Annotated in this window: 19 protein-coding genes and 1 tRNA gene; 17 read left to right on the plus strand and 3 right to left on the minus strand. The window is 46.8% G+C overall.

Features of this window, described 5'->3' with window-relative positions; translation table 11 throughout:
* Positions 1 to 21 precede the first annotated feature (21 nt).
* The 4 genes from selA to GH808_RS09430 all read left to right on the plus strand — a co-directional run bounded on the left by selA (position 22) and on the right by GH808_RS09430 (position 4,075).
* A complete protein-coding gene (selA, locus tag GH808_RS09415) occupies positions 22 to 1,416 on the plus strand; it encodes an L-seryl-tRNA(Sec) selenium transferase (protein ID WP_186842531.1) in 1,395 nt (464 codons plus the stop codon).
* Positions 1,417 to 1,430: 14 nt separating this feature from the next.
* Complete coding sequence (gene selB, locus GH808_RS09420; RefSeq protein WP_186842532.1) at positions 1,431 to 3,320, plus strand: selenocysteine-specific translation elongation factor; 1,890 nt, start codon at positions 1,431 to 1,433, stop codon at positions 3,318 to 3,320.
* Between the two features lie 12 nt (positions 3,321 to 3,332).
* Positions 3,333 to 3,887 (plus strand): P-loop NTPase family protein, encoded by a 555-nt coding sequence (locus GH808_RS09425; RefSeq protein ID WP_186842533.1) that lies wholly within the window; start codon positions 3,333 to 3,335, stop codon positions 3,885 to 3,887.
* Between the two features lie 91 nt (positions 3,888 to 3,978).
* A tRNA-Sec gene (locus GH808_RS09430) sits at positions 3,979 to 4,075 on the plus strand.
* A gap of 36 nt (positions 4,076 to 4,111) precedes the next feature.
* Here GH808_RS09430 and mobA read toward each other — a convergent pair.
* Positions 4,112 to 4,684 carry a molybdenum cofactor guanylyltransferase gene (gene mobA / locus GH808_RS09435; RefSeq protein WP_186842534.1) on the minus strand — a complete coding sequence of 191 codons (573 nt, stop codon included), beginning with the start codon at positions 4,682 to 4,684 and terminating at the stop codon, positions 4,112 to 4,114.
* A gap of 338 nt (positions 4,685 to 5,022) precedes the next feature.
* On the opposite strand from mobA, the gene fdhF reads away from it, so the two are divergent.
* The 8 genes from fdhF to GH808_RS09475 all read left to right on the plus strand — a co-directional run bounded on the left by fdhF (position 5,023) and on the right by GH808_RS09475 (position 14,100).
* Positions 5,023 to 7,191 (plus strand): formate dehydrogenase subunit alpha, encoded by a 2,169-nt coding sequence (fdhF, locus tag GH808_RS09440; RefSeq protein WP_186842535.1) that lies wholly within the window; start codon positions 5,023 to 5,025, stop codon positions 7,189 to 7,191.
* Between the two features lie 3 nt (positions 7,192 to 7,194).
* The gene (locus tag GH808_RS09445; protein WP_186842536.1) at positions 7,195 to 7,728 is read left to right on the plus strand and encodes a 4Fe-4S dicluster domain-containing protein; all 534 of its coding nucleotides are present in this window, start codon (positions 7,195 to 7,197) and stop codon (positions 7,726 to 7,728) included.
* A gap of 130 nt (positions 7,729 to 7,858) precedes the next feature.
* On the plus strand, positions 7,859 to 8,641 hold the full coding sequence (fdhD, locus tag GH808_RS09450) for a formate dehydrogenase accessory sulfurtransferase FdhD (protein WP_186842537.1): 783 nt from the start codon (positions 7,859 to 7,861) through the stop codon (positions 8,639 to 8,641).
* 16 nt (positions 8,642 to 8,657) lie between these two features.
* Complete coding sequence (locus tag GH808_RS09455) at positions 8,658 to 9,218, plus strand: 4Fe-4S dicluster domain-containing protein (protein WP_186842538.1); 561 nt, start codon at positions 8,658 to 8,660, stop codon at positions 9,216 to 9,218.
* A gap of 17 nt (positions 9,219 to 9,235) precedes the next feature.
* Complete coding sequence (locus tag GH808_RS09460; protein WP_186842539.1) at positions 9,236 to 10,612, plus strand: [FeFe] hydrogenase, group A; 1,377 nt, start codon at positions 9,236 to 9,238, stop codon at positions 10,610 to 10,612.
* A 397-nt stretch (positions 10,613 to 11,009) separates the two neighbouring features.
* Entirely contained in the window at positions 11,010 to 12,161 is a 1,152-nt protein-coding gene (locus GH808_RS09465) for a double-cubane-cluster-containing anaerobic reductase (protein ID WP_186842540.1), read from the plus strand.
* 8 nt (positions 12,162 to 12,169) lie between these two features.
* On the plus strand, positions 12,170 to 12,931 hold the full coding sequence (locus tag GH808_RS09470) for an acyl-CoA dehydratase activase (RefSeq protein ID WP_186842541.1): 762 nt from the start codon (positions 12,170 to 12,172) through the stop codon (positions 12,929 to 12,931).
* Positions 12,928 to 14,100: an aminotransferase class V-fold PLP-dependent enzyme gene (locus tag GH808_RS09475; RefSeq protein WP_186842542.1), complete on the plus strand. Its 1,173-nt coding sequence runs from the start codon at positions 12,928 to 12,930 to the stop codon at positions 14,098 to 14,100. Before GH808_RS09470 ends, GH808_RS09475 begins: the two co-directional genes overlap by 4 nt.
* A 53-nt stretch (positions 14,101 to 14,153) precedes the next feature.
* Here the strand turns inward: GH808_RS09475 and GH808_RS09480 are convergent, their stop codons facing one another.
* Entirely contained in the window at positions 14,154 to 14,429 is a 276-nt protein-coding gene (locus tag GH808_RS09480) for a putative Se/S carrier protein (protein ID WP_186842543.1), read from the minus strand.
* Positions 14,426 to 15,037, minus strand: coding sequence for a sulfurtransferase-like selenium metabolism protein YedF (yedF, locus tag GH808_RS09485; protein WP_186842544.1), 612 nt, complete (start codon positions 15,035 to 15,037; stop codon positions 14,426 to 14,428). The genes GH808_RS09480 and yedF overlap by 4 nt, the downstream gene beginning before the upstream one ends.
* 235 nt (positions 15,038 to 15,272) lie before the next feature.
* Here yedF and GH808_RS09490 point away from each other — a divergent pair, with 235 nt between their 5' ends.
* The 5 genes from GH808_RS09490 to GH808_RS09510 all read left to right on the plus strand — a co-directional run bounded on the left by GH808_RS09490 (position 15,273) and on the right by GH808_RS09510 (position 20,015).
* The gene (locus GH808_RS09490) at positions 15,273 to 15,902 is read left to right on the plus strand and encodes a cobalamin B12-binding domain-containing protein (RefSeq protein WP_186842545.1); all 630 of its coding nucleotides are present in this window, start codon (positions 15,273 to 15,275) and stop codon (positions 15,900 to 15,902) included.
* 260 nt (positions 15,903 to 16,162) lie between these two features.
* Positions 16,163 to 17,326: an iron-containing alcohol dehydrogenase gene (locus tag GH808_RS09495; protein ID WP_207722297.1), complete on the plus strand. Its 1,164-nt coding sequence runs from the start codon at positions 16,163 to 16,165 to the stop codon at positions 17,324 to 17,326.
* A gap of 595 nt (positions 17,327 to 17,921) precedes the next feature.
* Entirely contained in the window at positions 17,922 to 18,581 is a 660-nt protein-coding gene (locus GH808_RS09500) for a cobalamin B12-binding domain-containing protein (protein ID WP_186842546.1), read from the plus strand.
* A 17-nt stretch (positions 18,582 to 18,598) separates the two neighbouring features.
* A complete protein-coding gene (locus tag GH808_RS09505) occupies positions 18,599 to 19,303 on the plus strand; it encodes a GntR family transcriptional regulator (RefSeq protein WP_186842547.1) in 705 nt (234 codons plus the stop codon).
* A gap of 22 nt (positions 19,304 to 19,325) precedes the next feature.
* Positions 19,326 to 20,015, plus strand: a complete 690-nt coding sequence (locus tag GH808_RS09510) for a DUF1638 domain-containing protein (protein WP_186842548.1) — start codon at positions 19,326 to 19,328, stop codon at positions 20,013 to 20,015.
* Positions 20,016 to 20,109: the final 94 nt, after the last annotated feature.

The following is a 20,109-nucleotide window of genomic DNA, read 5'->3' on the forward strand; positions in this document are numbered from 1 at the left end:
TGCGGGAGAGCGTGGAAGAAGATGACAGTGGACAGAGATATTTTAAGATCCATACCGAAGATTGATGAACTGCTGAAAGAACCCCAGTTGGTGAAAGTGGCCGGTCGGTATGGCACGGCAGTGGTGGTGGCGTGCGCCAGGATGGTCGTCGAGGAAAAAAGGCAGCAGATCGTGGCGGGAAATCACAGCGATCTGGTTGACAAAAGTCAATTAGTCCGGGAAATTGAAGCCCGCCTCCAGCGGGAAACCCGCATGCATTTGCGCCCGGTGATCAATGGCACCGGGATCGTTCTGCATACGAATTTGGGCCGGGCGGTGCTTTGCGAAGCGGCTGCCCAGGCGGCTTATCAAGCAGCCAGAAATTACAGCACCCTGGAATACGATGTCAGAACCGGCGAGCGGGGCAGCCGCTACAGCCACGTCGACTTTCTGCTTGAAAAAATCTGCGGCTGCGAAAGTGCGATTGTCGTCAATAACAACGCGGCCGCGGTGCTGCTGATTTTGAGCACCCTGGCAAAGGGCAAAGAGGTCATCGTTTCACGGGGCGAGCTGGTGGAGATCGGCGGGTCTTTCCGGGTGCCGGAAGTGATGCAGCAGAGCGGTGCCACTCTGGTTGAGGTCGGCAGTACCAATAAAACCAAGCCGGCGGACTACGAAAAGGCCATCTGTTGTGAAAACACGGGGGCGCTTTTGAAGGTGCACACCAGCAACTTCAAAATTATGGGATTTACGCAGGAGGTGTCGCTTCAGGAACTGACGGAAATCGGCCACAAGCACGATCTGCCGGTGTTGTACGATATGGGCAGCGGCGGCTTTTTTAAAGCGGAAGACTACCAGTTGGGGGATGAACCCAACGTTTTGGAAAGTATGAAATCCGGCGCGGACATCATCTGCTTCAGCGGGGACAAGCTGCTGGGCGGACCTCAGGCCGGCATCATTCTGGGCCGGAAAAAGTACATCGATGAGATGAAAAAAAATCCGCTGACCCGGGCTCTGCGCGTGGACAAAATGACACTGGCAGCGCTGGAAGCGACTCTCAGGCTTTATCTGGACAAAGATAAAGCGCAAAAGGAAATTCCGGTTCTGGCCTTACTTTCGGCCACGCAGGAGTCTCTGCTGGAAAAAGCAGAATGTTTTACCGCTCTGCTGGGAAAAAATCCGCTGATTGCATCCGCGGTCGTTGAGGATTTTGGACAGGTCGGCGGGGGCTCGATGCCCAACCAGATGATCCCCAGCGTCTGCGTGGCGGTGGAAGTCGGAGGGGTTTCCGCAAATGCGCTGGACCGGAAACTGAACGAGGCGGATATACCCATCATTGGCAGAATACATAAGGATCGTTATCTGCTGGATATGCGGACCATTGAAAGCCGCGATTTTGAAACCATTGCGATGACGCTGAAAAATATGACAGAATAACGCAGGAGGCTTGAATGAATCTCATTTTAGGAACAGCAGGACATATCGATCATGGAAAAACAAGCCTGGTCAAGGCGTTGACGGGCATCGACACCGACCGGCTGAAGGAAGAAAAAAAACGCGGCATCACCATCGAACTGGGCTTTGCCTTTCTTGATCTTCCCTGCGGCAACCGGATCGGTATTGTAGATGTCCCCGGACATGAAAAATTTATCAACAACATGCTGGCCGGCGCCGGCGGGATCGACCTGGCGATGCTGGTCATTGCGGCTGATGACGGCATCATGCCCCAGACCATCGAGCATTTCGAAATTCTGTCGCTGCTGGAAATCAAACACGGGCTGATTGTGATCACGAAAACGGATCTGGTCGATGACGACTGGATCGAAATGGTTGAAGGCGAAATCCGCGAAAAATTCCAGGGCAGCTTCCTCGAAGACGCGCCGATTATACCGGTATCGGCCCACACCGGAGCCGGGCTGGAGGAGCTGAAGACGGCGCTTTCGGTGATTGTGTCACAGGTTAAGGAGAAAAAACTTTCAACACCTTGCCGGCTGCCGATTGACCGCGTTTTTTCAGTCGACGGTTTCGGGACGGTGGCAACCGGAACGCTGATTGAGGGGCGCATCAAGGTCGGCGAGAACGTCATGCTCTATCCGAGTCTGGAGGCGGCCAAAGTCCGGAGCCTGCAGGTTCATGGCAACCCGGTGGAGAAAGCCGTTGCCGGACAGCGGGTGGCGGTGAATCTGACCGGAATTAAGAAACAGGAAGTCATGCGCGGGGATGCCATCGCGCATGAAAACAGCATCGAAAACACGATGATGGTGGATGTCAAGCTCAACATCCTGAAAAGCACCGCCCGAACCGTTAAAAATGCAAGCCGGGTCCATTTCTACCATGGTACGAAGGAAATTCTGGCCAAAGTGATTCTGCTCGATCGGGATGAGCTGGCAGCCGGAGAATCGGCCTATGTCCAGTTCCGGTTTGAAGAGAAACTGGCGCTGAAAGTGGGCGATCACTTTGTCATCCGCTTCTATTCGCCGCTGGAGACCATCGGCGGCGGTACGGTTCTGGATGCCAACCCCATCAAGCACCGCCGGAATCAGCCGGCTGTCATCAGCGCCATGGAGATCCGGGAGAACGGGACCCGGAAGGAAAAGGTGCTGCTGGAAATCCGCGAACAGAGCAAAAACCTCCGGGACATCGACTACATCAGAGACCATATCGGAAAAGAGCCGATTGCAAAAGAGCTCGAAAAACTGGTGGGAGAAAAGGCTATTGTTCCGATGAACGATCGTCTCTATCTGTCAAAGGAATACCTGGCGTTTCTGAAAAACAGGCTGATCAAACTGCTGCGGGAATTCCATAAAGCTTATCCGCTGAAGGAAGGGATGAACCGCGAGGAAGTCAGAGGCAAACTGATACCGCAGGCGCCGGTTGCGGCGATCGACAGCATCATCGGATACTTCATCGATAAAAAAACGGTCAAATGGGAATCTGAATTCGTCAGTCTGCCGGACTTCAAGGTCGTCTATAAGGAAGCCGACACGGAACTGCTCAACGAGGTCGAGCAGCGCTATCAAAATGCCGGCTTCGCGCCGCCGTCGCTGGACGATCTGGCCAGACACTACGGAAAAAACAAGCAGTATACCGGTGCCATCACGATGCTGAAGAAATCCGGCACCATCATCCCGCTTGATCTGAAATTCTGCATCCACCGTGATTATTATCAGCAGGCGCTGGATTTACTCAACGACTACCTTGAAAAGAATCAGGAGATCGCGCTGGGAACCTACCGGGATATGCTGGGCGTTTCACGAAAATACGCGGTCGCGCTGCTTGAGGAATTCGACAAGAAACGGATTACGAAAAAAGTCGGCGAGGGCAGGCAGCTTCAGAAATAGAGGAGAAGAAAAATGGCAATTGATATTCCGAACATGATATTAATCGGGGCAACGGCGAGAAACAGTGGCAAAACGACGCTGGCCGTTGCCATCATTGAAAAATACAAAGAGAAAATGCCGGTATACGGCATCAAGGTCACGACGATTGACTCAAATCACCGGCAATGCGTTCACGGCGGGGAAGGCTGCGGGGCCTGTTCGAATCTGGCCGGTGATTTTGAAATAACCGAAGAAGTGCTGCGCGATGAAAAAAAAGATACCGTTTTACTCCTGGCCGGCGGCGCCAAAAAAGTATACTGGCTGAAAACCATCAATACCTGCATGGCCAAAGGCATCGAAACCGTGATTTCCAGAATACCCAAAGAGGCCCTGATCATTTGTGAATCGAACACGTTGAGAAAAGTTGTGAATCCGGGTATCTTTGTCATGGTCAGAAACACCAGAGACAGTCAGATGAAAAACACCGCGGCAGCCGTCATCGATCAGGCGGATATCGTATTTGAAAATCGCTTTGACGGGAAAATTGAAACAGTTCTGGATGAAATTGCTCAGAAGATGAACTTGTGAAAAAAAACAGCCGGTCAGTTTTATCGAAATGGGCGCAAAGAGCTTGCGGACAAAAAAAATATATGATACCATATTGACTGTATTAAAGTTTGGGGGTAGATGGGCGCTGGTGTGTCCTCTGGTCTTCAAAACCAGTATGAGTAGTGAAGAACTGCTTGGGTGGGTTCGATTCCCACATATTCCCGCCAATTTTGAATCGTTAAGCCCTGAGATGCGAATGCATCTCAGGGCTTTTTCATTATTTGCTGATAATCCTCCGGCGTATTGATGTTGGCCATCGTTTTGCTTTCATCATTGACGGAGAAGATTTTATAGTCGTACTGATCGATCAGCCGGAACACCTTTGCGGAATGGTCCCGGATAATCGGCAGTATTTTTTTATAGCTGCTGGTGGGAAAAACGCCGATCAGCGGTTCAACTTTTCCGTTTTGAGACAGCAGGGTGATCTCGTTTTTTTCTTTCATATGAAAGTCGATCAGTGAAAAAATGGTGTCTTCGACAAGCTGCGGCACATCCACGCAGACAATGAAACAGTATTTGTTTTTGGCCTTTTTAAAGCAGGAATACATCCCGCCCAAAGGACCCCGACCGGCCAGTTCATCGGCTACCGGTGTAATGCCTGAAATTTCATGGGGATAGCCGGAGATGATAATGTCGGTGAAGCCCATTTTCCGTGCTTTTTCAATCAGGGTTTCAAGAAACGTGTGACCGTGATAATCAAGATCAGCCTTGTCCGTTCCCATGCGGCGGCTTTTTCCACCGGCCAGAATAAGAAATGAAAGATCGCTGTAATTCATTTGAGCCTCCTCTTAAAGGTTGAGTGCGTTTGATATGATGATACGCAATACTTAATTATAAGGAATTCAAAGAGATAAAGTCAAGCGCGGGAAAATACGGCTAAACAAAAGGCTGATAATTATCGCAATCCTTTAATTGTGTCGCGCGTTTTGAGCGATTGATAAAAAATAGCAAAAAAAGTTGAACTTTTACGGGATTTGAATGTGTGAGGGCAATGATTTTATTACTCAAATAAAGGTGAGGTAAATATTTGTCATTGTCTGATATTTGTTTGACAATCGACCGGAGGATATGACATAATTAAAGCAAACGATATCACTGAGAAGGAGGATGTATTATGGGAAAACAAGTATTAACGACTTGCCCCTATTGCGGAGCAGGTTGTCAATTATACCTCAACGTCGAAGATGGTCAGATTGTTAGCGCGACACCGGCGGATGGTAGAACCAACCAGGGAAACTTATGTCTCAAAGGCCATTACGGCTGGGATTATTTAAATGATCCCCAGATTCTGACGAAACGGCTCACCAAGCCAATGATCAGAAAGAATGGGGTACTGGAAGAGGTTGAATGGGATGAAGCCATCAGCTACACTGCAGAACGTCTGTCAGAGATCAAGGCGAAATACGGTCCGGATTCAATTATGGGAACAGGTTCTGCCCGTGGCCCGGGAAATGAAGCAAACTTTGTCATGCAGAAATTTATGCGTGCCGCCATCGGTACGAATAATGTGGATCACTGCGCCAGGGTTTGACATGCTCCATCTGTAGCGGGTCTACAGTACTCATTAGGAAGCGGCGCTATGTCAATGGGCGTCCCAGAAATCGAAGACGCAAAATTATTATTCATTTTTGGATATAATGGTGCGGATTCACATCCAATCGTGGCCAGAAGAATTGTAAAAGCAAAGCAAAAAGGTGCGAAGCTGATCGTTGTTGATCCACGGATCACCGAATCGGCGCGAATCGCCGACATGCATCTCCAATTAAAAGGCGGTTCCAACATGGCGCTGGTACAGGCCATGGCAAATGTTATCATAGCAGAAGGCCTGGCTGATCAGAAGTTTATCGAAGATCACACCAACGGCTATGAAGAATACAAGGAATTTGTTAAAAAATATACCCCGGAATATGCCGAACCAATTTGTCATGTACCGGCGGAACAAATCCGCGAAGCAGCCAGAGCTTATGCCAAAGCGGAATCATCGATGATTCTTTATGGAATGGGTGTCTGTCAGTTTGCCCAGGCCGTTGATGTTGTCAAAGGACTGGCCAGTCTGGCACTCTTAACCGGAAACTTCGGCGGACCAAACATGGGTATCGGTCCGGTCCGTGGTCAGAACAATGTTCAGGGAGCCTGTGATATGGGCGCGCTGCCAAACTGCTACTCCGGATATCAGAGCGTGACCGATGATGCGGTACGTGAAAAATTCGAAAAAGCCTGGGGCGTCAAACTTTCAAACAAGGTTGGTATTCCACTGACCCATGTTCCCCATCGCGTCCTCGAAGAAAAAGATGAGAAAAAGAAAATCCATGCCTACTATATTTTCGGAGAGGATCCAGCTCAATCCGATCCGGATCTTAACGAAATCAGAGAGACACTGGAAAAACTCGATTTTGTCGTCATGCAGGATATTTTCATGAATAAAACCGGCCTTCAGGCAGATGTTATTTTACCATCGACCGCCTGGGGTGAACATGACGGCATTTATTCCGCCTGTGACCGTGGCTTCGCCAGAATCAGAAAAGCGATTGAACCGAAAGGCGATGTCAAGACCGACTGGGAGATTATCAGCCTGATCTCAACCGCCATGGGTTATCCGATGCACTACAACAATACCAAGGAAATCTGGGATGAAATGAGAAGTCTGACCCCAAGTTTCTTCGGTGCGACATATGAAAAACTGGAAGCGCTTGGCAGCATTCAATGGCCATGCCGTGACGAGTCCATGGAAGATAAGGGAACGCCATACCTGTTCACGGGTGGAAAATTCTCCCATCCGGATGGAAGAGGCAAGTTCTTTGCAACCGAATGGCGACCACCCTGTGAAGTTGAAAGTCCGGAATATCCCTATTCACTCTCAACCGTCCGTGAAGTCGGCCACTATTCCGTTCGAACCATGACCGGTAACTGCCGTGCTCTGGCCAACCTGGAAGACGAACCGGGCTGGATTCAGATGAGTCCGGAAGACTGTGAAAAACTTAATGTCAAAGAAGGCGATCTGATCAAAGTATACTCCAAACGGGGCAGCCTGATCACTAGGGTTCTGCCGACAGAGCGGGTCAGACCAGGAGCCACCTACATGACTTATCAGTGGTGGATCGGTGCCTGCAACGAATTGACGACGCCGTATCTTGATCCCGTCAGCAATACACCGGAATCCAAGTACTGTGCCATCAATCTGGAAAAGATCGACGACCAGGCCTGGGCGGAACAGTATGTTAAAGATTCGTATGAAAGTATCCGAAAAAATATGGGCATCGATACTGCCAAAAAAGAGGTGTAGAATATGAATTATTTTGTAAAAGGTAATCCAGACTTATGCATCGGCTGTCGAACCTGTATGATCGGTTGCGTGGTTGCGCACGAAGGAACAAAAATCTTTCAGATGAAGCCAGGCGAATACGTGTTCAATCCGAAGCTTGATGTAGTAAAAACAGCGACCATCACGATACCGGTGCAATGCAAGCACTGTGAAAATCCGGCCTGCATGAATGCCTGCCCAGTGAAAGCCATCGAAGTAGTCGACAATACCGTGATTATTGCCCAGGACAAATGCATCGGCTGCAAGACCTGCATGATCGCCTGTCCCTATGGCGCCATCGATATGGTCAAAGCCAGCGATGGAGGCAAACAGCAAGACGGCAGCGATCGAATCATTGCCAACAAATGCGATCTCTGTAACGGAATTGAAGGGGGACCTGCCTGTGTTCGCGTTTGCCCAACGGCATCGTTGAAACTCATCACCGAAGAAGCAGTGGAAACCTCAGCATCAAACAAACGGACAGCAGCGGCAATTTCGCTGTCTCAGGTAAAAGAATAACTAAAGCTTAAAAGACGACGATGACTGTATCGTAGTAAAGCGGAGTCTGATGATAAACTAAACTCGTGCAAACTTCGATACAGTCTATTTTTAAACTTAAAACGATTGATATAAGGAGGGGTGGCAAACTTTGGATACTTTTTTAAAGCGGGCAGTGGTTAAGGTCAACGGCCAACAGTCCGATCTTGTGGATGAGACTATTATCACCGAATATCCTTTTAAATTATATGTAAACGACAAAGAATTTTGTACGTTTTATTGTACACCCGAAAATCTGGAAGAGCTGATCGTTGGCCATTTGACCAGCCGCGGCATGCTGAGCTCCAGGCAGGATATCAGAAGCATCGAAATCGATGTGAAGAAGAATATTGCAAAAGTGCAGCTGGCAGAAAACGCACCGGGCCTGAAACAAATGCCGCTGGTGGAACCAATCGTTGTAAAAATCCAAACGATCTATGAAATCATGGAAAAAAACATTGCGCCGACATCGCTGTTTAAAGAAACGGGCGGATTTCACCGGGTTGCAATCTATGATCAGGAAACAGAAATTGTCACGCTCATGGACGTAGCCCGACATAACGCAGTGGACAAGGTGATTGGGCATTGCATACTGAATGGCATTGACTGCAGAGACAAGATTCTTGTCGTCAGTGGGAGAATTTCTTCGGATATGATCGAAAAAGCGGATAAAGGAAGTATCCCGATTGTTCTGTCAAAATCGGCTTCAACAACCTTGAGCATTGAGAAGGCGGAACAGGCGGGTATCACCCTGGTTGGATTTGTCCGCGGCGAGCGGATGAATGTTTATACCCATCCCAACCGGATTGATTTGGGTGATGAACTGTTTGGAAAAATTGCAAAAAAAAAAAGAATCGATTGCTTGAAAAGTTCATTGGAATATTTAATATCTTAAAAAAATGGAGGGTAAAATGAATAATAATTTAAGTTCATTTGTTGTCGCTTGCAATGATCAGTGTACAGGATGCAGAGCCTGTGAAGTGGCCTGTTTTACGGTACACAATCAGAAGGATAACAAAGTCGCGCACACGGTTGGTACCGTAGAAATACCGGTTACACCAAGACTGTATTTAACCAGACTTGACGAATCCTGTCTGCCGGTTCAATGCAAACAGTGTGAAGATGCACCTTGTCTGAATTCCTGTTCGGCCAAAGCAATTGCCAGAGTGGACGGCGTTGTCTATGTTAATGAAGATCTCTGCATCGGCTGTAAAAACTGCATGATGGCCTGTCCGTTTGGTGCGATGGAAATGCTTCCGATTGCCAAAAAAGGCCAAGCCGTCAAACAGATCGGCAGTGACGAAATCAGAAAATCAGCTTACAAGTGCGATCTCTGTATCGGTCTTGAAGGCGGACCGGCCTGTGTCAGTACCTGTCCACATGATGTTTTAAAACTTGTCAATCTTGAAGAAGATGGAAAAGAAAAGAAAATCAAAGCAGCGGTTGCATTAACATTAACCGGAAATCTATAAGAAGGGGGGACAAACAAGTGATTATTAATATTGATAAAGATATATGTACGGGTTGTAGAGAATGTGCAGAAGTATGTCCAGCGTCTGCAATCGAAGGAGAAAAGGGCAAACCGCAGGAAATCAATTACGATAAATGCGTTATGTGCGGTCAATGCATCCAGAAATGCAAATCCTATGTTTCATTGATTGATCATGGCGTCGGCGTTTATGAGGCAAAACGGGCAGAACGTAATCTTCCTGCCAGCGTCAAAGAACCGCTTTTTGCAGCGTACAGCAACTGCAATCTGGACAAAGTCAAAGCAGCGTTGGCTGATAAAGACACGATCACGGTCGTTCAATGTGCTCCGGCTGTTCGTGTCGGCATCGCTGAAGATTTCGGCGGCGAACTGGGAACCGTTGCCGCCAGAAAAATGGCAGCGGCCCTGCGAAAAATCGGTTTTGACCGGGTTTACGACACCAATTTCGAGGCGGATCTGACCATCATGGAAGAGGGAACAGAACTGATCAAGCGCGTCACCGAAGGCGGAACATTGCCGATGTTCACCTCCTGCTGCCCAGCCTGGGTTTCCTATCTTGAAAGAAATTATCCGGAACTGAAAGAACATTTATCAACCTGTAAATCACCACAGCAGATGGGCTCAATCTTCAAAACCTACGGTGCTGAAATTGATCAATTCGATCCGGCAAAAATGTTTGTCGTTTCCGTGATGCCCTGCACCTGTAAAGAATTTGAGTGCAACCGTGAAGAAATGAACAGCAGCGGCTATCAGGATGTCGATGTTGCCATCACCACCAGAGAACTGGCTTATCTGATCAAGGACATGGATATCGACTTCAACGCCTTGCCGGATGAAGACTTCGATCAGCCGCTGGGATTGTACTCAGGTGCCGGCACCATCTTCGGGGTTACCGGTGGTGTTATGGAAGCTGCCATCCGAACAGGCTATGAACTGATCACCGGAAAACCAATTCCGGCTGTGGATGTCAGCGCGGTACGAGGCAGTGATATCTTCCGTACGGCAACTCTGCAGGTTGGCGATATTGAATTGAAAGTCGGGATTGTAACGGGCCTCAAAAATGTAGCACCAGTTCTTGAAGCACTTAAAGCCGGCAAACTGGATCTTCATTTTATCGAAGTGATGACCTGTCCGGTTGGCTGCGTCAGCGGCGGCGGACAACCGAAGCTGCTGCTTGACAGCGAAAGAGATGCGGCCTATCAAGCGCGAACCAAGGGAACTTACGCCCATGATGCTGAGCTGCCGATTCGAAAATCCCACGAGAATCCGGCCATCAAAAAAATCTACGATGAATATCTGCTCGAACCAAACGGCGAAAAATCGCATCATCTGTTGCATACCAAGTATTGTACGGGTGAAAACAACTTTAAAAAATAACCAATCGATTGAGTCGTCATCAGGATGACCCGCAGGTTGTCGACAAACCCGTACCGACCAATTGTTAATCAGTTGTTTGCTTGCAATTCGTACAGGCTATCGCCTGTTCGCCTTGATGCAAACAACACGATGTAACAATTGTCGGTACTGCTTTGGTACTTTGTCTACAGTCTCTGGTGTCATCATCAGGATGACCCGTTTGTAATCTCGGCAAACGTTTCAGGGAACGCGATGTTTCCTGAAGCGTTTGTTTTTTTGTGGGGTTTTGCATCCCAATATAACAAAAGTTATAATGACAAGCAAAGTATTCCAGTTGCTTATAACACTCAAATATCGTTAAACGTTTCATTGCTTATATGGTAACATTTGAATAGTTATAATGAAAGAGAGTGTGACAATGAAATTACAAACTGAATTACCAGCTATTTTTGAAGAATTTGCAGAAGCCAGAAGAAACGGATTCCTGGCGGTCAAGAAGATCAAGGATCAGGAAAAGCCAGTCATTGGCGTGTTCTGCACCTATTTTCCCCAGGAGATGGCCCTGGCAATGGGTGCCGCCACGGTTTCTCTGTGCGCATCTTCGGACGAAACGATTTCCGAAGCGGAGAAAGACCTGCCGCGTAATCTTTGTCCCCTGATCAAATCCAGTTACGGATTTGGCAAAACGGATAAATGTCCGTACTTTTATTTTTCGGATCTGGTCGTTGGCGAAACAACCTGTGATGGAAAGAAAAAAATGTATGAATACCTCAGAGAATTCAAACCGGTTCACGTGATGGAGCTGCCAAATTCGCAAAGTGAAGCGGGCTATCAACTCTGGAAAAATGAAATCATCCGTTTACAGGAGACGCTGGAAGAACAGTTCGGTGTCACCATTACGGAAGCAGATATCAAAGCCGCCATCGTGATAAAAAACAAAGAACGTAAAGCGTTGAAGGAATTTTATGAATTGTCCAAGCTTGATCCGGTTCCGATGCTGGGACAGGATGTGTTCAAGGTGATCTCCGGCACCACCTTTGAATTTGACCGGGAGAGTATTCCACAAAAACTGGAAGCGGTTAAGGAAAAAGTCCTGGCAGCATACAGTGAAGAAAAGAAATATCCGAAAAAGCCGCGGATTCTGATCACCGGATGTCCGATCGGCGGTGCAACCGAAAAAGTCATTAAAGCCATTGAAGACAACGGGGCGGTTGTGGTCGCTTTTGAAAACTGCAGTGGGGCGAAATCGGTTGAAGAACTGGTCGACGAAAGCAATCCCGATGTTTATGCAGCCCTGGCTGAAAAATACCTGAATATTGGCTGTTCCTGCATGACGCCGAATCCCAACCGCATCAAAATGCTGGACCGCATGATCGACGAGTATCAGGTCGATGGCGTTGTCGATATGATCCTGACCGCCTGTCATACCTACAATGTGGAAACGCTGAGCATTAAACGTTTTGTAAATGACAAGAAAGAAAAAGCCTACATGACCGTGGAAACTGATTTTTCGCAGTCGGATGTGGGCCAACTGAACACCAGAATGGCGGCTTTTGTTGAAATGTTGTAGGAGCAGAAATGGTTACACTGGGAATTGATTCAGGTTCAAAAACTACCAAAGCAGTCCTGTTTGATAAAACCGGTATTGTGAAAACCATGCTGGTGCCGACTTCGGCTAATCCTAAAAAAAGCCTGAACAGGCTCTATCATGAGCTTTACAGTCCGCAGGTGAACTATACGGTGGTGACGGGTTACGGCCGGGAACTGTTGGCAGCAGCGGATCAACAGGTGACCGAGATCACCTGCCACGCCAAAGGCAGTCTTTTTCTGAACCCGGACATTCAGGGCATTGTGGACATCGGCGGGCAGGACAGCAAGGTCATTGTATTAAATCAGCAGGGTCGGGTTAAAGATTTTCTGATGAACGATAAGTGTGCCGCGGGAACCGGGCGCTTTATTGAAAACACCATGGGCATTCTGGAAATTGAAATGGATGATTTGGACAGAACCATTGCGTCCTGCAAGCCGGTTCATATTTCAAGTATGTGTACGGTGTTTGCCGAAAGCGAAGTCATCAGTCTGCTGGCAAAGGATATTGTTCCTGGTGATATTGCGTTGGGGGTGATTCATTCCATTGCTGAGCGGACGGCGCAGTTTGCAAAAAGGCTGGCCCTTGGAGAAAATATTTTTTTCAGCGGGGGCTTGTCCAATTCAAAAATCATGACCGAGATACTGGCCAGCTATCTGGAAATACCGACAAAAACCCATCCATACGGCCAGTATGCAGGCGCCATTGGGGCAGCCGTCATCGGTTGGGAGAAATGCGGGGAGAGATTATGAAAACAGCAGCAAAAGAGATTTATTTTGACAGCGCCAGTACGTCTTTCCCGAAGGCGCCGGGAATCGGACAGGCCATGGCGGCGTACCTGGATACCAGAGGCTGCAATGTCGGCAGAGGTAACTACCGCTGGGGGTATGAGGTGGCGGAAGCGGTTTATCAGACCCGCAGGAAACTGTGCCAGCTGTTTCAGTTCAATCCGGGTTCAGATCCGACTAAAAATGTCATTTTCACTGCGAACGTCACGGAAGCGCTGAATCTGGTGATCAAAGGCCTGCTGAAGCCGGGCGATCATGTCCTGGTCAGCGGCATGGAGCATAATGCGGTCATGCGGCCGCTCTGTTTTCTAAAAAGCCAAGGGGTCAGTTGGAGTGCCATGCCCTGTGATGATCAGGGAAATCTGCAGCTGGATCGAATCGAGCCGCTGATTCAAAAAAACACCAGAGCGGTCATCATGACCCATGGTTCCAATGTCTGTGGAACCGTTCTGCCGATCACGCCGGTTGCTGAAATCTGCCGGAGCCATCATCTGAAATTTGTGGTGGACTGCGCTCAGACGGCCGGGATCTTTCCGATTGCGATGGATGAAACGGCAATCGATGCGCTTTGCTTCACCGGACACAAGGGACTGCTGGGCCCTCAGGGAATCGGCGGTGTGATCATGAAGGATGATCTGGCACAACAGCTAACCAGTCTGGTACAGGGGGGGACAGGAAGTCGGTCGGAAAGCTTTGAAATGCCCGATTTTTTGCCGGATAAATTCGAAGCCGGAACGCTCAACATTCCGGGGATTTACGGCCTTTCAAAAGCCCTGGATTATCTGCAGGAAACGGGACTGGAGACGATTCATAAAAAGGAAATGGACTTGACCGAACGACTGCTTTTCGGCATCCAGGAGATCGGAAAGTTGCAGCTGATCGGTATTCCGGGCCTCAAAAACCGCACCGCGACGGTATCCATCCTCAGCCGCGAGAAAGACAATGCCGTGGTGGCTTTTGAACTGGACCAGACTTATGGGATCATGACGCGGGTCGGCCTGCACTGCGCCCCGCTGGCCCACCAGACCCTGGGCACCTACCCGCATGGCACCATCCGTCTGTCGCTGGGCCACTTCAACACGCTGGAAGAAGTGGATTATTGCCTGAACGCTCTGGCGGAAATCACCGGATAATGGCGCTGCTTAACAAGGTTTGTCGCTAAACCCGTACCGACCAATTGTCGGTACTACGTTAGTGCTTTGTCACTTAACTGAGACGGGAAAATTTTCCCGTCTTTTTCAGTTATTTCATAAAGCTGATACATTTCAGCGGCCAGATTCCAGGTTTTTAGACCGGCCAGCACATGATCCAGTTCTTCCGGTGCAAACCGGATTGAGATGCCGCAGCCGGCGGAAATCTCCCGCAGCGTGGGCATGATTGTAATTTTCGCACAGGTTTCCAGATGGGACTGGGTTGAAATCGCAGAATGGGTGTTTGCAAAAGTGATGACGTAATAAATCATAAGGTGACAACCTTCGCAGCGCCGTTGATTTTTTCGGTAATGTCATACATGTTGCTGATGGTTCCGATTTGAAGTTGTTCAGTCAGTTTGTAGAAATCCAGACAGGTCCCGCAGACAAGAATATCGCAGCCTCTTTCAGCCAGAACTTTAAGATGCGCCACGACCTGGTCGTTTACAGAAGGAAGTTTGACGCCGTCGTTCATGAAGAGAATCGCCTCCGGCAGACAGTCCCCCTGGGAAAGCGTATAGAAGTACATTTTGATCAGGTTGCCTCCGAGAACCGGATCACCGGCACCGATGACATCTTTTCCCATAAACAAAACCCAGTTTCCGGTGTGAACAGCGGCAGCGGCAGTGCCGACAATTTCAGAATCTCCGGTACTGCTGCCGTGGACTGAATTTTCATCGCCAATAAAACTCACGGAAAAATCCGCACCGATTTCTTTGGTTTCCACCTTGTAGCCTTTGCTCTGAGCCAGCCGATTCAAATTTTCCACCGCAATGGCGTTATCCACCAGTACGGTAAAAGTTAACGTGTCTTTTTCAATTTCCTTGTTCGCCATAATAACAGGAATTGGGCAATTCTGCCCCCGGGCATCAATCTTCATAACAAGCCTCCTCGTAAGATAAGTGTTGGTGCCTTAATTATAACAATAGACTACCGCTTAAACAAGAGTTGAATTGAATTGCAAAATCGGCGGATAATAATTTGCGGAAAAAAAGTAAAAATTGGAAGCGTTTACTTGACAAAATGGATGTAAAGGTGTATCATTCCATCATAAACATGTACACACATGTTACACAGGTATTTTTCTTAAAATTAGTAAAGGGACGGGTATTAAAATGTTGGATTTGAAAGTATTAACTCAGGCGCTTGGAGATTTAGAAGAAGACGATGTAATGGACCTGTTAAATGAATATGTCGCAACAAACCCATCGGAAGAAGATGCGTTGCAGGCAGTCGGTGCATGTCAGGCGGGCATGGGCATCGTTGGCGATCTTTTTGAAAAAGGTGAATATTTTGTTGGGGACTTAATTTTCGCCGGAGAATTGTTAACGGAAGCGATCAACGTCTTAAAACCGGCTTTAGGCGGTGGCGGATCGACGGTTGCAGGAACCATTGTTTTAGGTACGGTGCATGGCGATTTGCATGATATCGGAAAAAATATTTTCAAGAGCATGTCGGAAGCGGCCGGATTTGAAGTCGTTGATCTGGGGATTGATGTTGCTCCGGAAATTTTTGTGGAAAAAGCCAAAGAAATCAAACCAATGATCGTTGGTATGAGTGGCGTGCTGACACTGGCAATTGACTCCATGAAGGAAACGGTTGATGCACTTAAAGCAGCCGGCATCGATTCAAAAATCATCATTGGCGGAAATCCTGTTACCAAGGAAGCCTGCGAATTCGTCGGAGCAGATGCGTACACAACCAATGCTGCCGAAGGCGTTAAAATGTGTCAGGCCTGGCTATAGACAGCAATAAAAAATTGCAATAAATATTGAAAATCGAGCTATGCTACCCTTACAGGGTAGCTTTTTATTTTTTGATATTCCGATCAGTATTTAGTGATTATAAGTTTGCTCATGTTTTAAGAGGGTATATAGCAACAAGTAAACGGTTACATGAATTGTTCATTTAGAAAAAGGAAGGGATGCTGGTTAAAAATGTCGTTTTTGGCGAAAGAAAGGTTTCTGGTTACAAATAAACGAATAAATTCAGGAGGTACTTAATGATGGCTATTGCAGATCAAGTATTTGGGTTTTTTATGCCCGTAGTGAATTTGATGGGACCGGGTTCTGTAAAAGAAGTGGGAGTGCAAGCAAAGACTCTCGGGTGTAAAAAGGCTTTGATAGTAACCGACACGGGAATGGAAAAAATGGGAATCGCAGACCAGATTAAAGAAATCATTGAAGCTGCGGGTCTGAAAGTGTTCATTTTTGCCGGCGCGCAGCCAAACCCTACCGACATTAATGTTCATGATGGACTGAAAATATTTCAGGAAAACAAATGCGACTTAATTGTATCCTTGGGCGGCGGATCTTCTCATGACTGCGCCAAAGGGATTGGTCTTGTGGCAGGGAATGGCGGACATATCAGAGATTTTGAAGGCGTCAACAAGAGTAAAAAAGCAATGAAACATCTGATTGCAATTAACACAACGGCGGGTACAGCCAGCGAAATGACGCGTTTTTGCATCATCACAAACTCAGAGACCCATGTTAAAATGGCAATTGTTGATTGGCGATGTACACCAACCGTGTCCATCAATGATCCCGTTTTAATGATGGGGATGCCGCCAGGTTTGACGGCGGCGACCGGGATGGATGCTTTAACACATGCAGTGGAAGCCTATATGTCAACGATCGCAACCCCGGTTACGGATTGTGCAGCCCTGATGGCAATCAGACTGATTGGAGAAAATTTGCGTCAGGCGGTAGCCAACGGTGATAATTTTGAGGCAAGAAATAACATGGCTTACGCACAGTTTTTGGGTGGCATGGCATTCAATAATGCAAGCTTGGGTTATGTCCATGGAATGGCTCACCAGTTAGGTGGCTTCTATGATCTTCCGCATGGGATATGCAATGCTATTCTGCTGCCACATGTACAGAGATTTAACTTAAACAGTAATCCGAAGCGGCTGGCAAACATTGCTTTTGCTTTAGGCGAAAACATTAACGGCCTGTCTACCAGAGATGCGGCAGAAAAAGGACTGGATGCGATTATTCAGCTTTCCAGCGATGTTGGAATTCCGGCCGGTTTAACCGAACTGGGTGTAAAAGAAAAAGATTTTCAGGTGATGGCAGAAAATGCGATGAAAGATGCCTGCAGTGCGACCAACCCAAGAAAGGCAAAGCTGGAAGACGTTATTCAGATATTCAAGAATGCAATGTAATAATTGCAAATAAGATCGCGCTCACCAGGCAATTGTTTGGTGGGCTTATTCTGGATGGCTGTAAAAATACCGAATTTGGATGAAAAATTACTCCCAATTTCACTGTAAAAAAACAAGATTTGTAGATATTTGTATATACAGGTCGATATAAGTATGGTATAATTTCGACAAACGATTGCAAGGTATACCAAGGCTTTGCATGAATCGGGATTGTAAAATCTTTTTCTGTTTTAAGAGAAAAAAACGAAAAAGAGTAAATATTGGTAAAAATTTGACCGGTGCCACGCAGACGGTCAGGCGCGATGCTGGCGCATGCTTTGCTGGTGTAATCATGGTGCGACATCGTCGTGACAGAATAGTTTGGCGACTTTTGCTCTTTTTTTAATGGAGTGCGAAAGTCGCTGAATTTGAATGGAAACAACAAATTTGTTGTGAAAAAAAAACAAATTGGGTTATAATAAAGAAGAATAAATTAACAAATAATTATAGAAAGAGATAAGGATTCCAGGTGTAATCGGGCACAGAAAACCATTGCCGCTTGATAAAAAAGGCATCAGGTCGTCATTTTGCATCTTTAAGGAGTTGGAGCTTAAATATGAAACAGAGCATTGTGAGATCCATTGAAGGATTATACGAAGATCGAACATTGGAGCTTGTAAGAATTGCCATCCGCAAAGGCTTTAAACCGATTGATATTTTCAATTGGCTGCAAATCGGAATGGAACGTGTGGGAGAATTATATGAAACCAGCGACTATTTCATTGCAGATTTGATTTTTGCGGGGATTATCTTTCAGGAAGTAATGGAATTAGAGGAATTAAAGGAAGTTACAAAAGTTACCCCTAAAAATAAGATTGGTAAAATGTTGCTCTTTTCAGTTTCCGGTGATTGCCATGACATCGGCAAGAATATTTTTGGATCATTTGCGAGATCGGCCGGATTTGATGTCGTCGATATTGGAACGGATGTATCACTTTTTCATGCGATGGATGCAATCGAAACCGTGAAGCCTGACATTATTGGACTCAGTGGCATGCAGCAGGAGACCATTTATGAAATGAGAGCGGTTAACTGCGAATTGATCAAAAGAGGAATCCGCGATAATTTTCGTATCATCATCGGCGGCGCTGTTATTGATGAAAAAGCAGGTCAGATTGTCGGAGCGGATTTTGCGACGAAAGATGTCACATTAGGCGTTGAAAAATGCAAATTATGGATGCTTGAGAAATCTGCTGAGAAAAATATTAGAAAATAGACCAAGGTGGTGAGAAAATGGGATCCCCCGAGTATATAAAAATTGTTGAAGCGATCAAGAGTAAAATAACAAGTGAAGAAATTAAACCGGGCGATGCTATTCAGTCAGAAAATCTTCTTTGTGATGAATTTAACGTCAGTCGAATGACGGTTAGAAAAGGCCTGGCGGTTCTTGTTAATGAAGGCTATATTTATTCCATTCCGGGAAAAGGCAATTATGTCTGTGAACCGAATCTGGACTCCTATACATTGCATTTTGATGAAATGATGGCTTCGGACAAGAAGGGCGAAGAAATTCGGCTGATCGAGGTTAATGTCGTCAAACCCAGTTATGAGGTTGGTTTTAATCTGGAAATTCCGGAAAATAAACATGTGATTGTGGTCAAACGTGTTTTTCTGAGTGATGGACAAGTTAAGGCATATGATGTAAAATATATTCCATACTACCGTGGCATTCCGATTGTTGAAAAGGAAATCCGCTATGCGACTTTTCCGGAAATGGTTGCGAAAAAAAATTCGATCTTTGCGATGACCAAGAAGCTGAAGATTAAAGCGATATCGGCAAAAGATGAAATCAGTCAAATTCTTGATGTGATGGAAGGTGACGCTGTTCTGGTTGTGGAGCAAAAACTGCTTGATGAAAAAGACCACCCGATCGGATGGGGTTCAATGTACTTTGCTGGAGACGATTCTGGACTGGAGGCTGTTGCTTCCTTCGATTAGTTAAGAATAGCTGAGGTATGGAATGAAAAAAAATATCTTATTGATCGCGTGCAGCATGATTCAGGATGAAATGACCCTGGCTATGAAAAATACCGGCATCACTTACGATACCATTTGGATGAGTTCGGATCTTCATATTAATCCCGATTATCTGAGAGCTGCATTGCAGGAAGAAATTGACAAACATCAGGATTACGATATGATTTTACTGGCATATGGAAACTGCGGCAAGGGTTTGATTGGATTGGTCAGCGAAAAGACAGAGTTGGCATTCCTTCGGTCGGAGGACTGCATTCACATGCTGCTGCATAAGAAAAAGGGCTTGAAGTCACTTCGTGGAGAAACCTATTTTATCACCAAAGGCTGGATGCAGGGAAAAAAATCAATCAAAGAAGAATACCACTATGCCATCAACAAGTACGGGCCCAAAAGGGCCGAAATGATTATGGAAATCATGTTCAAGAATTATGAGGCGCTGATGCTGATTGATGACGGCTCCTATGATCTCGAAAACTGGATTCACTGTGCCAGACATTTAAGTCAGGTTCTTAAACTGGATTTTGTCATAACCAGCGGGGATGTGGAGCTGCTGGAAATGTTTCTATCTCTCGACTGGGATCATCAGGTGGTGGTCATTCATTCCGGCCATCCGATTACCGCGGATGACTTCGGTCTGCAATGCGTGGTTACGGGTTCGTCAAATATTTTTTAATGATCAGGTGAAATAACGAGGTGCATGAATTGGCATCTCTTTTTTGTTGCCCGAAAAAGACCATGATGGACAGTGGATTCGCAAAGAAGTATAA

Source organism: Acetobacterium fimetarium, assembly GCF_014284475.1.
In the GTDB taxonomy this organism is placed as follows: Bacteria; Bacillota; Clostridia; order Eubacteriales; family Eubacteriaceae; genus Acetobacterium; species Acetobacterium fimetarium.

Bases quoted from the DNA above. Each gene is read 5' to 3' on its own strand.
- selA (WP_186842531.1), top strand. From the start codon at position 22: ATGACAGTGGACAGAGATATTTTAAGATCCATACCGAAGATTGATGAA.
- selB (WP_186842532.1), top strand. From the start codon at position 1,431: ATGAATCTCATTTTAGGAACAGCAGGACATATCGATCATGGAAAAACA.
- GH808_RS09425 (WP_186842533.1), top strand. From the start codon at position 3,333: ATGGCAATTGATATTCCGAACATGATATTAATCGGGGCAACGGCGAGA.
- mobA (WP_186842534.1), bottom strand. From the start codon at position 4,684: ATGAATTACAGCGATCTTTCATTTCTTATTCTGGCCGGTGGAAAAAGC.
- GH808_RS09445 (WP_186842536.1), top strand. From the start codon at position 7,195: ATGAATTATTTTGTAAAAGGTAATCCAGACTTATGCATCGGCTGTCGA.
- GH808_RS09455 (WP_186842538.1), top strand. From the start codon at position 8,658: ATGAATAATAATTTAAGTTCATTTGTTGTCGCTTGCAATGATCAGTGT.
- GH808_RS09465 (WP_186842540.1), top strand. From the start codon at position 11,010: ATGAAATTACAAACTGAATTACCAGCTATTTTTGAAGAATTTGCAGAA.
- GH808_RS09470 (WP_186842541.1), top strand. From the start codon at position 12,170: ATGGTTACACTGGGAATTGATTCAGGTTCAAAAACTACCAAAGCAGTC.
- GH808_RS09475 (WP_186842542.1), top strand. From the start codon at position 12,928: ATGAAAACAGCAGCAAAAGAGATTTATTTTGACAGCGCCAGTACGTCT.
- GH808_RS09480 (WP_186842543.1), bottom strand. From the start codon at position 14,429: ATGATTTATTACGTCATCACTTTTGCAAACACCCATTCTGCGATTTCA.
- yedF (WP_186842544.1), bottom strand. From the start codon at position 15,037: ATGAAGATTGATGCCCGGGGGCAGAATTGCCCAATTCCTGTTATTATG.
- GH808_RS09490 (WP_186842545.1), top strand. From the start codon at position 15,273: ATGTTGGATTTGAAAGTATTAACTCAGGCGCTTGGAGATTTAGAAGAA.
- GH808_RS09495 (WP_207722297.1), top strand. From the start codon at position 16,163: ATGGCTATTGCAGATCAAGTATTTGGGTTTTTTATGCCCGTAGTGAAT.
- GH808_RS09500 (WP_186842546.1), top strand. From the start codon at position 17,922: ATGAAACAGAGCATTGTGAGATCCATTGAAGGATTATACGAAGATCGA.
- GH808_RS09505 (WP_186842547.1), top strand. From the start codon at position 18,599: ATGGGATCCCCCGAGTATATAAAAATTGTTGAAGCGATCAAGAGTAAA.
- GH808_RS09510 (WP_186842548.1), top strand. From the start codon at position 19,326: ATGAAAAAAAATATCTTATTGATCGCGTGCAGCATGATTCAGGATGAA.